The 13,265-nt window shown below is 43.1% G+C and carries 11 protein-coding genes; all 11 read left to right on the top strand.

The features are described from left to right. Positions 1-109 precede the first annotated feature (109 nt). The 11 genes from CXF93_RS01025 to fliI all read left to right on the top strand — a co-directional run bounded on the left by CXF93_RS01025 (position 110) and on the right by fliI (position 13,252). Positions 110-487: a hypothetical protein gene (locus tag CXF93_RS01025; protein ID WP_232784048.1), complete on the top strand. Its 378-nt coding sequence runs from the start codon at positions 110-112 to the stop codon at positions 485-487. A gap of 245 nt (positions 488-732) precedes the next feature. Then, entirely contained in the window at positions 733-2,556 is a 1,824-nt protein-coding gene (gene secD, locus CXF93_RS01020; RefSeq protein ID WP_232784046.1) for a protein translocase subunit SecD, read from the top strand. 2 nt (positions 2,557-2,558) lie between these two features. Then, the gene (secF, locus tag CXF93_RS01015; RefSeq protein ID WP_101060461.1) at positions 2,559-3,488 is read left to right on the top strand and encodes a protein translocase subunit SecF; all 930 of its coding nucleotides are present in this window, start codon (positions 2,559-2,561) and stop codon (positions 3,486-3,488) included. 291 nt (positions 3,489-3,779) lie between these two features. Then, positions 3,780-5,249, top strand: coding sequence for a sigma-54 dependent transcriptional regulator (locus tag CXF93_RS01010; RefSeq protein WP_101060460.1), 1,470 nt, complete (start codon positions 3,780-3,782; stop codon positions 5,247-5,249). Between the two features lie 156 nt (positions 5,250-5,405). Further along, the gene (locus CXF93_RS01005) at positions 5,406-6,461 is read left to right on the top strand and encodes a PAS domain-containing sensor histidine kinase (RefSeq protein WP_101060459.1); all 1,056 of its coding nucleotides are present in this window, start codon (positions 5,406-5,408) and stop codon (positions 6,459-6,461) included. Between the two features lie 4 nt (positions 6,462-6,465). Continuing rightward, positions 6,466-7,857, top strand: coding sequence for a sigma-54 dependent transcriptional regulator (locus CXF93_RS01000; RefSeq protein ID WP_101060458.1), 1,392 nt, complete (start codon positions 6,466-6,468; stop codon positions 7,855-7,857). Between the two features lie 132 nt (positions 7,858-7,989). Further along, positions 7,990-8,319, top strand: a complete 330-nt coding sequence (gene fliE / locus CXF93_RS00995) for a flagellar hook-basal body complex protein FliE (protein ID WP_101060457.1) — start codon at positions 7,990-7,992, stop codon at positions 8,317-8,319. A gap of 22 nt (positions 8,320-8,341) precedes the next feature. Then, entirely contained in the window at positions 8,342-10,051 is a 1,710-nt protein-coding gene (gene fliF / locus CXF93_RS00990) for a flagellar basal-body MS-ring/collar protein FliF (RefSeq protein WP_101060456.1), read from the top strand. After that, entirely contained in the window at positions 10,044-11,087 is a 1,044-nt protein-coding gene (gene fliG, locus CXF93_RS00985) for a flagellar motor switch protein FliG (protein WP_101060455.1), read from the top strand. The genes fliF and fliG overlap by 8 nt, the downstream gene beginning before the upstream one ends. A gap of 27 nt (positions 11,088-11,114) precedes the next feature. After that, positions 11,115-11,915 carry a flagellar assembly protein FliH gene (locus CXF93_RS00980; protein ID WP_101060454.1) on the top strand — a complete coding sequence of 267 codons (801 nt, stop codon included), beginning with the start codon at positions 11,115-11,117 and terminating at the stop codon, positions 11,913-11,915. Next, a complete protein-coding gene (fliI, locus tag CXF93_RS00975; RefSeq protein ID WP_101060453.1) occupies positions 11,915-13,252 on the top strand; it encodes a flagellar protein export ATPase FliI in 1,338 nt (445 codons plus the stop codon). The genes CXF93_RS00980 and fliI overlap by 1 nt, the downstream gene beginning before the upstream one ends. Positions 13,253-13,265: the final 13 nt, after the last annotated feature.

Below are 13,265 nucleotides of genomic sequence, written 5' to 3'. Positions count from 1 at the left end.
ATTATATTCTATGCTAGTTCGGTTGATGCGATATTTTATTCTGCTGTTTGTTATAGTTTTGGGCTTTAATGCTCAGGCTAGTACACAGGTAGAATTATCGGAAATACCGTTGTCATCATTCGCACCAGCATCTTTACTGGTTAACGTGAATGAAGATAATAGCGTTAGCCAAGATCTCGGTGAATCAGAACAACCGCCAATTTCATCGAAAACACGCCATAATTATGAATTTACGTTAACGGAAACCTCCCGTTATAGCAGTACTGGTCGTTTAGTGTTGAACAACCCTGAACCGGACTATCAAGTCGAAATTGAATTATCGATCCCACCATCACCGTCTTTTGTGATCGGCTATGCGGTCAATTTTAATCTCTATCAATACTGGTTAACGAGTACGTCCTTTTCTAAGTCACGCATATCAGGCTGGAAAGACAGTAATCTATTATATTCTCATCGCCTTTACCCCGCTGTTATTACATCTGCTTAGACAGAAATGTAAGTATTAAACATACTGCTTTTTTGTTGCCTTTATCTGTTTATCTATCCTAGTTTCACGAGCGCGTTAAATAACGCTATTGTCAGGATATATAAGCAAGTTAATCACCAATATGCCTGCACTTTATGTGTTTACTTTATATAAATACGTTATGTAAGTTCTTTATATCGGAACTTTAAACAAACACTTTATATACGCACTTTATGTAGACATGGGCATTGATGGACAGCTATCAAATGACAAGAAAATCAAATACAAAAGTACCACGTAAACTACTTAACCACTATGCTGGTTGGAAATACGTGGCCTTGATCTGCACACTCTTATTGATGTTACTCAGCGCAATTCCAACCTTATATGGTGAATATCCAGCGTTGCAAATTAATCACCAACAAGCATCAAAAACTGCTATTTATACGCTTAAGCAAACCCTTGAAAATAATGATATTACAGTGACGCGTATCGATCAAGAGGTCGATAAAACCACTATTGTACTGGCAGAAGGTAGTACCCAAACCCGCGCTAAGGCGATACTTGAAAGCATTTTACCTGCAGATGATGATATTACCTTAGCCTTGGTTTCTGCTGCACCGTCTTGGCTACAGAACATGGGAATGAAGCCGATCAAATTAGGCTTGGATTTACGTGGTGGTGTGCAGTTCTTGTTAGATGTTGATATGGAACCGGTGTTCAATATCAGAGCCCAGCAGTTACTGGATAACTTACGTGTTGATTTTCGTGACCAAGGTTTACGTGGCGTCAGGATCAGTATTGATCGCGATAATCGCCTGCAGCTGAACTTGCCAACGGATGAAGCCAAAGTCGCATTGTTAAAACGGATGAAAACCACTTATCCACAATGGAAAGTAACGCAAAGTTCGGGATTGTTCGTTGAAGTGAGCATGCCGCAAGCTGAAAAAACCGACATCGTTAATTTAACCGTGCAGCAGAACTTACAAACAATGCGCAGTCGTATTGAAGAGTTAGGCATTACCGAGGCGATGGTACAGCGCCAAGGCGAACATCGCATTCGTATTGAATTACCGGGTGTACAAGATCCGGCTACGGCTAAAAATGTGATTGGTGCTACAGCCAGCCTTGCGTTTCATGAACTTAAATCAATCAATAGTGGCAGCATGGTCGTTAGTAATAATGACGGTGCACCAATACGCATTGCCCGTGACGCTATATTAGGTGGCGAGCATATTATTGATGCACGGGCCAGTGTTGGTGAAATGGGTGCTGCTCAGGTAAATATCACCTTAGATAATGCTGGTGGCAAGAAAATGTCTGACTTCACCAAGCATAATATTGGTAAGCCAATGGCAACGCTTTACAGCGAGTACAGCCGCAATACCGATGGTTCAACTAAAAAAACCAATAACGTTATTAGTGTCGCTACTATCCAAGCACAACTCGGTAGCCAGTTTAGGATCACGGGTGCGGGTAACATGGCTGACGCCCAAGAGTTAGCGTTATTATTGCGTGCAGGTTCGTTAACAGCGCCAGTGACAATTGTTGAAGAAAGAACCATTGGTCCTTCATTGGGTGCCGAAAATATTCAAAATGGCTTTTCAGCACTGGCACTTGGGTTAGGATTAACCTTGGTATTTATGGCGCTGTGGTATCGCCGCTTAGGCTGGGTAGCGAATGTGGCCTTATTGGCTAATGTCATCATGCTATTTGGTTTATTAGCTTTGATCCCTGGTGCGGTATTAACGCTACCTGGCATTGCAGGGTTAGTACTGACGGTCGGTATGGCTGTTGATACCAATGTACTGGTGTTTGAGCGAATTCGAGACAAATTACGTGAAGGGCACTGTTTCGCACAAGCCATTAATAGTGGTTTTGATAGTGCGTTTAGCACCATTGTTGATGCCAACATCACTACCTTAATTATTGCTGTGGTGCTGTATTCAATTGGCCAAGGGCCAGTACAAGGTTTTGCGTTAACACTTGGTTTAGGTATTTTGACCAGTATGTTTACTGGGATCATCGTATCACGCGCTTTAATTAATAAAATATGGGGTCGTGATACTCGTCATGACTTGAAGGTATAGTAATGATGACTATCAACATAAACAATAGCAACAAAAACAAAAACTACAGTAAATTACGTTATATCAGCAGTGCTATGTCGGTTATTTTCATGCTCATTGCGATTGGTTTTATCAGCGTTAATGGCTTGAATTGGGGGCTGGATTTTACCGGTGGTGTGATCACCGAAATACAACTTGATCCGAGCATTACCATGAGCGAGATCTCACCGTTATTACAATCGGCATTGGATCAAAATGTCAGTGTTATTGAAGGCGGAGACGTGGGCCGCTGGATCTTACGTTATGCAGAGCCTGCTGCTGGCATGAGTATTCCGGATATTACTGATGTACTGGCGCCATTAGCAACCAATATTGAAGTATTAAATACCAGCATTGTCGGTTCTCAAGTTGGTGAAGAGTTGGCGGAACAGGGGGGGCTGGCACTGTTAGTGTCGATGTTATGTATCATGGCGTATTTAAGCTATCGCTTTGAATGGCGCTTGGCATCGGGGGCGTTATTTGCCTTGGTCCATGATGTGTTATTTGTGCTTGGTGTGTTTGCTGCTTTGCAACTTGAGTTTAACTTGACCGTGTTTGCGGCGATATTAGCGATTATCGGTTATTCATTAAATGATTCAATTATTATCGGCGATCGTATCCGCGAGTTACTTATTCTAAAACCCACGTTAGCGATTGCAGATGTGAATAACCAAGCTATTTCGGCAACAATATCACGCACTTTAGTGACATCGGGCACTACATTGATGACTGTTTCAGCATTATGGTTGTTGGGAGGAGGACCTTTGGATGGTTTCTCTATCGCGATGTTTATTGGTCTGATTGTCGGTACTTGGTCATCGATAGCGGTAGCGACGACATTACCGGAATTTTGGGGACTCAATGCCAGCCATTACCAAGTTATTGAGTTGAAAGAGGAGTTTGGCGAAGGTTAGTGAACTGCCGTCGTCGGTAACTATGACGGATAACTATAGCGTATGGGGTAGGCTAATTCCCATGCGCTTATCTGTAATTGACGGATCTAGCTGTAGATATTGTGATATAGCACTGACTATTTTTATTCTAGCTTCTAATTAATTCTTGTGACTGTTTCATCTTGATTTAGGAATGTGTACTATACCCATGTCAATTAATTGGCGGAGGTTGGTTTTTGACACACTTTAACAGTTAATCGTTAAGGTGATTAATTTCTTTAAGTTTAAGTAAGGTTTAGCACAGGCTGTAATATGGATACTACGAAGTCAGTTTTTGTAATTGATGAGAATATTGAACGCAGACAAAATTTAGAAACGATCTTGTCTTTTCTTGGCGAAGGCTGGCAGAGTTTCGATTCTCATATCGACATCAGTGCGAAGATCGATCTTGCTGCAAATAGCGTTATTGTGTCTTCAGAAAGTTACTCAGAAAAGGATTTAGCCGCGTTATTTGATGCCAATCCAATGAACCCATTTTTAACCTTTGGTGCGCAAGAAAAAGCATCAGAGCAAGGTAATTTAGTCGGCCATATCGAACTGCCTTTATCTTATCAGCAACTGACACTGTTACTCGGACGTTGTCAATCTTATCGTCAATGTGTGGCGAGTAAGCTTGGTCAATCACCCTCGACATCAAAAGCGCTCATTAAGCAATTAGTTGGTCGTGGTGATGCCATCCAAAGTGTCCGTCACTTGATCACGCAAGTCGCGACCAAGGGCGCAAATGTATTAGTATTGGGTGAATCCGGTACCGGTAAAGAAGTGATTGCCCGTTCCATCCATGATGCGTCATCACGTAGCGATGGTCCATTTGTACCGGTTAACTGCGGTGCAATTCCGGCTGAATTGTTAGAAAGTGAATTATTTGGTCATGAAAAAGGTGCATTTACCGGCGCATTTTCAGCGCGTAAAGGCCGCTTTGAACTCGCTGGCGGTGGTACATTATTCCTTGATGAAATTGGTGATATGCCGCAGCCAATGCAAGTGAAATTATTACGCGTGTTGCAAGAGCGTGTTTTTGAGCGCGTGGGTGGCAGTAAAGCCATTAAAGCCGATGTACGGGTTATTGCTGCAACACACCGTAATTTAGAAAAAATGATCACCGACGGTGAATTCCGTGAAGATCTATTTTACCGTTTGAATGTATTCCCAATTGAAAGTCCGGCACTGCGAGAGCGCCCTGATGATATTCCATTATTGATTCAAGAGTTATTACGTCGCCACGAAGTAGAGCATGATGCCACGATCTTATTTACTCAGCGTGCGATGGAATCGTTAATGCAACATTCATGGCCAGGTAATGTACGTGAGTTATCAAATCTGATTGAACGTCTACTTATCATGACTGCAGGTAATATCGTTGATATTGGCGAGTTACCGGCTAAATATCGTTATAATGATGATGGTGAAGTTCAACTGCATAGTCATGAGGTTCCCAGTGAGTTAGCCGAGCGTGATGCTATCTCTGCTATGTTCAGCGATGAAATTTTTGCGAACGTAGAAGAAGAGCCGCAAGAAGATGGCTTTTTTTCAATGCCAAGTAGTTTGCCAGAAGCAGGTGTTAATCTGAAAGAGATGTTGGCTGAATTTGAAATTGATATGATCAAGCAAGCGTTAGATCAACAGGCACATGTGGTGGCTCGGGCTGCTGACCAACTGGGTATGCGCCGCACAACCTTGGTTGAAAAAATGCGTAAGTATGGATTGCAGAAAGAAGCTTAAATAAAAAGTAGCAAACACAAAGCTCAACATGATGTTGGGCTTTTTGCTTTTTAATAAACGGTTAAAGTTATTAATTTCAATGTATTACGAGGTTATTATTATTGGCACACTAAATGCATTATTAGGTGTGAGTCAATTTTTTAGCGGAGTACTACCATGGTACAAGAATCTTATCCCGGCGAATTAGCAGCACTACGAGCACACAAAGATCGTAGCAAAAAGTTAGTAGAAGCACTGCCGTCTGGGTTGGTCATTCTTGATGGCAACGGTATTGTCATTGAAGTCAATAAAGTTGCTATTCAATTACTGGGAGAGCCGCTAATGGGGTCGCGTTGGATGGATGTTATTCAACGTGCATTTACCCCGAAAGAAGACGATGGTCATGAAGTTTCATTGAAAAATGGCTGTAAAGTACAACTTTCTATTACCACGCTTGGTTCTCAGCCTGGGCAATTAATTATGTTAACGGACCTAACCTATACACGTCATTTACAAGAACGTGTCAGCCATATGAAGCAATTGTCGTCATTAGGTCGTATGGTAGCGTCATTAGCACATCAAATCCGCACACCATTATCGGCGGCATTATTATACGGTTCTAACCTGGCTAATCCCAATCTACCACCGGCGTCAAGACAGCGCTTTCAAAGCAAACTTATTCAGCGTCTTAATGATCTAGAAAACCAGGTTAATGACATGCTGCTGTTTGCACGCACCGGTAAAGATTTAGTGGTTGAAGAGATCTCGCTACAAAATTTATTAGTCCAAGTACAAGCGGGTAGTGAAGCGATGATGTTGCAGACCAACAGTCGAATGCAAGTGACACTGCCGGAACCGGATTTGTTAATTTTAGCTAATCGCAATGCACTCTCTAGCGCGATTGGTAACTTAATACAAAATGCCTTACATGCTTGTGGTCAAGGCGCAAGTCTAGCGATATCTGCAGTACGCTCCGGTGATGACGACGTGGCGATTATTGTTACTGACGATGGTCCTGGTATCGCCAAACATATGCAAGCACAAATTTTAGAACCTTTCTTCACCACTAAATCACAAGGTACAGGTCTTGGCCTTGCCGTCGTGCAAAGTGTAGTCAAAGCCCACCAAGGCAGTTTGAAGTTAGACTCAACTGAAGGTGAAGGCAGTAGTTTTAGTATAATCGTACCGCTACATCGCGTAGCAGAACCGCAACCAATGGTAATAGGTGGATAATAGTATGTCCCATTCTCAAATTCTTGTTGTTGAAGATGATTTAGGTCTCCGTGAAGCCTTGGTTGATACCTTATTAATGGCTGGTTACGAATGTGATGAAGTTGATAGTGGCGAAGGCGCCCTGATTGCATTAGCTAAAAAAGCCTATGATATGGTCGTGAGTGATGTCCAGATGGGTGGCATGAGCGGGTTAACATTACTGCATAACATTAAACAAAAACACCCTGATTTACCTGTGTTGTTGATGACGGCTTATGCCAAAGTTGATGATGCGGTCACCGCAATGCGTAATGGTGCTGTGGATTACATCGGTAAGCCGTTCTCGCCAGAAGTATTGATTAATCAGGTGGGTCGTTATGTGCCACCACAAAAAGAAGTGAAACGTACCCCTTGTTATGGTGATGTAAAAACCGAGCAGTTGTTAAACTTGGCACGTAAAGTCGCTAAGTCAGATGCCACTGTGATGGTGACAGGCCCAAGTGGTACTGGTAAAGAAGTATTATCGCGTTATATTCATGATAACTCGATGCGTTTCGATGGTCCGTATGTGGCGATAAACTGCGCGGCGATCCCTGATAATATGCTCGAAGCAACCTTGTTCGGTTATGAAAAAGGCGCATTTACTGGCGCGATCCAAGCGTGCCCAGGTAAGTTTGAACAAGCGCAGAACGGTACCATCTTACTTGATGAAATTTCAGAAATGAATTTAGCCCTGCAAGTGAAACTACTACGGGTATTACAAGAACGTGAAGTTGAGCGACTCGGTAGTCGTAAAACCATTAAACTTAATGTGCGTGTCATTGCCACCAGTAACCGCAATATGAAGCAAGCGGTAGCGAACGGTGATTTTAGAGAAGATTTATATTATCGTTTAAATGTATTTCCATTAGCCTGGTTACCATTGACTGAGCGTAAAGGTGATATTTTACCGATTGCCCAGCATTTATTAAAATTACACTGTAAACAAAACAACATTCCGACACTCGAGTTACTCGATTGTGCGAAAACTAAATTACAGATCTACCACTGGCCAGGTAATGTACGTGAGCTAGACAATGTGATCCAACGCGCGATGATTTTAGCGGTTGATGGACAGGTTAAGACTGCAGATCTGATTTTAGAAGATTTCTCCGCCGCTGACTTTACATTATCGACTGAAGAAGGCTTGGCGCCACAACTGCAGGTTAAGACTGAAATACCAGTGCGAAGTGTCACAATGCCAACAGAACCTTTAGGTAACGAATTACGTCAGCAAGAATATCAAATTATTTTGGAAACCTTGATTGGTTGTCACGGCGTGCGTAAGGACGTATCAGAGAAACTCGGTATTAGTCCGCGCACCTTACGTTATAAATTAGCGAAAATGCGTGAGCAAGGAATTGAAATTCCAGCTTGATCACCTGTTAGTACTCTCTTAAGGCCGCAATTTATTGAAATTGCGGCCTTTTTTATTGGCATGACAATTGCTTTAATTGATTAGGTAAGAAATTAGTCGGGTAGGTCAAAAATATGACAACAAGGATAATCAATGAATATCGCAGCCAATAATCTTTACTCTGAAATGCAAAGCATGTCGTTACAGGCGACTAAATTTGAAGCAGATCCAACTGCCGTAAAAGCGCCAAGCACGACATCGGCTAATTTTGGTGATATGTTGCAGCAAGCAATGGAAAATGTGAACGGATTACAACAGACTACAGGCGATTTACGCACCCGATTTGATCAAGGAGATCGCAGTGTGTCCCTAAGTGATGTTATGATAGCCTCGCAAAAATCTGGGGTAGCTTTCGATGCTACTGTTCAGGTTCGTAATAAATTGATCGAATCTTATAAAGAAATAATGAGCATGCCTGTTTAATCTCGGGTAAAGGAGTACTGCTGTGGCTGATACAGCTTCAAATACAGGTATCGCAAATAACAACGATATGGGTAATGATCTAGCGCAATTAGATGAGAATGAACAGAAAAGCTCAGCATTTGGTTTTTTTTCTAATTCCGATATCTTACGTCAAATTATTCTCATTCTGGCATTAGCGATATCGCTAACTTTAGTGGTATTTATTTTACTTTGGGGTAAAGATCCTGAAATGCGTCCGTTAGGCACGTATCAAACAGCTGAGCTTATTGAAACCCTCGAATTTTTAGACCTACAGAAAATAGAATATAAAATTAGTGGTGATACTGTGTCTGTACCAGCAGAGCAATATCAAGACATTAAACTTAACTTACGCCGTTCAGGATTAACCACGACACAATTACAAGGTGACGATATCTTAATGAAAGATATGGGCTTTGGTGTCAGTCAGCGGGTTGAACGAGAACGTTTGAAACTCGGTCGTGAACGTCAAATCTCACGCGCATTAGAAGAATTTAAACATGTGTCAAAGGCACAGGTTCTACTGGCGATCCCAAAAGAAAATGTATTTGCGAAGCGTGAAAAGAAACCCAGCGCAACCGTGGTATTAACGGTACGTAATAGTGGCGCTATTTCTCAAGAAAATATTGACTCTATGGTGCAATTGGTTGCGTCTGCCGTACAAGGTTTAGAACCAACACGCGTCACATTAACCGATCAAAATGGCCGTTTACTTAACTCCGGCAGCCAAGATATGCTGGCTGCACAAGGTCGACGTGAATTTGAAATGGTGCAAAATCACGAACGTGAGTACCGCGAAAAAATTGATTCAATTCTTATTCCTATCCTAGGAGTAAGTAACTATACCGCTGAAGTTGATGTATCCATGGACTTTAGCGTGACAGAGCAAACCCAAAAACGTTTTAACCCAGATTTACCCGCAGTGCGTAGTGAAATGTTACTTGAACGTCAATCACTCGGTAATGGTAATCAAGGTATCCCGGGTGCATTAACCAATCAACCGCCATTGGATGCTGACATTCCAGAAGAAGCGGGGGCGGGTAATGCCGCTGCACGTCCAATTGGTCAGTCGCAAAAAGAATCAACCCGAAACTATGAACTCGATACCACGATTAGCCATACCAAGTCACAAAGCGGTATTATTCAACGTTTAAGTGTCTCGGTTGCGGTCGATTACATTAACAGTACTGGCGCTGACGGTACCTTGGTGAGAGAGCCACGTAGCCAAGCTGAAATAGCCAGTATCCGCCGGATATTACAAGGTGGTGTTGGTTTTAATGTCAATCGTGGTGATAGTTTAGAAGTCGTTGCTATTCCTTTTAATCGTCCCGAATTAGCCGCGATGGCAGCGTTGCCAATCTGGGAAGAAGAGTGGTTCTGGCGGGCAATTCGTATTGTCGCTAGCTTGATTGTGATCGTGGTCTTAATCATGGCAATTATCCGTCCAATGATTAAACGTCTAATCAACAATGACGTTGAAGACGACAATGAAGATTTAGATTTAGGTATTAGCGCGATTGAAAATGATGAAGACATGCAATTGCTTACCGCCGATGCCGATGGTGATACTGACTTTGCGATGCGCAGTGGTCATTTACAATTACCTAATTTACATAAAGATGAAGACTTGCTAGAAGCGGTGCGTGCACTTGTTGCCAACGAACCAGACTTAACTGCGTTAGTGATAAAAGAATGGATGATAGAAGATGCCTAATTCGAATAAACAAGTAGCAACGACCGAGAAGTTCGATGCGAGTACCTTAACCGGCATTGAACGTTCGGCGATATTAATGTTGAGTCTGAATGAAGGTGATGCTGCCACTATTTTTCGCCAATTAGAGCCAAAACAAGTACAACGCTTGGGTATGGCAATGGCATCGATGAAAGATTTTTCACAAATTAAAGTTGCTGGTGTACACCGCGCGTTCATTGATGATATTCAAAAATTCACTAATATTGGTGTGGGTAGCGAAGACTTCGTGCGTAACGCCTTAACGGCAGCGCTGGGTGCTGATAAAGCCGGTAACTTGGTTGATCAAATCATCATGGGCAGTGGCGCTAAAGGTCTTGATTCATTGAAATGGATGGATGCACGTCAGGTGGCGAATATCATTCATAATGAGCATCCTCAGATCCAAACTATTGTATTGTCTTATTTAGAACCTGAGCAGTCAGCTGAAATTTTATCGCAATTCCAAGATAAAGTGCGGATCGACTTAATGATGCGTATTGCGAATCTCGAAGAAGTACAACCCGCGGCACTGCATGAATTAAACGAGATCATGGAGAAACAGTTTGCTGGTCAATCTGGCGCGCAAGCAGCGAAGATGGGTGGTCTGAAAGCAGCTGCCAATATTATGAACTACCTCGATACCAATATTGAAGGTCAGTTAATGGATGCAATTCGTGAGTCTGACGAAGAGATCAGCCAGCAGATCCAAGACCTTATGTTTGTATTTGAAAACCTTATCGATGTTGATGACCGCGGTATTCAAGCCTTGCTGCGTGAAGTGAGCCAAGAGCAATTACAAAAAGCACTTAAAGGAACTGATGATCAGCTTAAAGATAAGATCTTTAAAAACATGTCAAAACGTCAAGTTGAAATGTTGGAAGACGATCTTGAAGCAATGGGCCCTATTCGTGTTAGTGAAGTTGAATCGGCACAGAAAGAGATCTTATCCATTGCGCGACGCTTAGCTGACAGCGGTGACATCATGTTAGGCGGAGGCGGTGGTGATGACTTCTTATAAACCCATGGCCGTTGCTGGAATACTGGTATGACGGATAGTTTGAAATCCAATACCCCACCTTTTGCAGGTGGTGATGAATATGAAATAGAAGATTGGTATTTACCTGAGTTTGAGAACACCCAAGCGGCAGCGCTTAATACTAATGCACTGGGCATGAAGCATGATTGGTACGAAGGTAAGCCGAGTCACGAAGAGATTGAGGATATTGAACCTCAGCCAATGACGGCTGAAGAGCTTGATGCAATACGCCAAGCGGCTTATGACGATGGTTTTTCTGAGGGTAAAGAACAAGGTTATCAAGATGGCTTCACTAGTGGGTCGGCGGAAGGGCTTAGCCAAGGTGAAAGTGAGGGCCTCGCGCAAGGACTGGCACAAGGATTAGCAGAAGGCCAGCACCAGGTGTTAGAGAAAGTAGCAGCGTGGGAACAGCTGCAAACACACATGCACGCACCTTTAGCGGCGGTTAATAGCGAAGTCGAAAGTGAATTAATTCGTGTCGCAACAGGCTTAGCAGAAGAGTTAATTAAGGCCGAAGTCACTTTTAATCACGACATCTTGCTACAAACATTAAAACTAGCACTGGCTGCATTACCTGTGCTTGAGCAAAAAATTACCATTACATTACACCCAGATGATTTAGCCGTGATTAATGAATACTACGCCGCCGAAGAATGCGAAAAACGTGGTTGGGTATTAATCTCAGAGCCGATGATGAAACAAGGTGATCTGGTTATTAACAATGAAGTATCCTCGGTAGAACTGTTAATGGAACAGCGTATCAAACAGATGATGCGTCAATTTCTTATTGCCAATAAACCGGGTGCTTAATGACCGAATTACTAACTCGATTACAACAATTAAAAACCGCTTCGTTGGCGAACAAACCAACCGTCGCGGGCAAGCTGACTCGCGTTGTGGGCTTGACTCTCGAAGCCGTTGGTTGCCGCGCTGCAATTGGCAGTTTGTGCTCTGTCGAAACCGATAACGGTTTGATGGATGCCGAAGTTGTCGGTTTTGATGGTGATAAATTATTCTTAATGCCCAGTGAACAGGTCACCGGTATTATCCCTGGAGCCAAAGTTACACCGCTTAATGAAACTCAAGGTATCCCAGTTGGTATGGAACTACTTGGACGAGTATTAGATGGTGTTGGCAAGCCAATTGACGGTAAAGGCGAGATCATCACCGGGCAAACCACGTCTTTTACTGCTAAACGTATTAATCCATTGTCACGTAAACAAATATCCAAACCACTGGATGTCGGTGTTAAAGCCATTAACGCCATGCTAACCGTAGGTCAAGGTCAACGTATGGGACTGTTTGCTGGTTCTGGTGTCGGTAAGAGTGTGCTGTTAGGCATGATGACGCGGGGCTCAACGGCGGATGTTGTTGTGGTTGGTTTGATTGGTGAACGTGGCCGCGAAGTAAAAGAATTTATTGAAGAGATCCTCGGTGACGAAGGACGTGCGCGTTCCGTCGTTGTCGCAGCACCTGCGGATGCCTCTCCTTTGATGCGTCTGAAAGGGTGTGAAACAGCATTAGCCATTGCAGAATACTTCCGTGACCAAGGTTTAAATGTCTTACTGTTAATTGATTCGTTGACACGTTTTGCCCAAGCCCAACGTGAAATTGCCTTAGCCGTCGGTGAGCCGCCAGCAACCAAAGGTTATCCGCCATCGGTTTTTGCAAAACTACCGCAGCTGGTGGAGCGAGCAGGTAATGGCAGTGAAGAACAAGGCTCTATTACCGCGTTCTTTACCGTACTCACCGAAGGTGATGATCTACAAGATCCGATTGCCGACGCATCACGCGCCATTCTTGATGGTCATATTGTATTATCACGTGACTTAACGGATGCGGGGCATTACCCTGCGATTGATATTGAAAAGTCTATTAGTCGTGTTATGCCGATGGTCACCAGTGATTTTCATCAAGCCGCCGCACGTGGTTTTAAGCAAGCGTACTCGTTATACCAACAGAATAAAGATCTGGTGGCTATTGGTGCGTATAACCAAGGCGCAGATGCTAAAATTGACCGCGCCATTCGCTTAAAACCCGCGATGGACCAATTCTTACAGCAAGGAATGAAAGAAGTTATTCCGTTTTCACAATGTGAAGAAATGCTGACTGCCATCGCGCCGCATTTAGGCGTGGCAGCCCCATAATGAAACAGTGTCA

The sequence above is a fragment of the Moritella sp. Urea-trap-13 genome (genome assembly GCF_002836355.1).
GTDB lineage: Bacteria > Pseudomonadota > Gammaproteobacteria > Enterobacterales > Moritellaceae > Moritella.
Note: the sequence above shows the minus strand (reverse complement) of the source record. Positions and strands in the feature narration are given on the sequence as shown.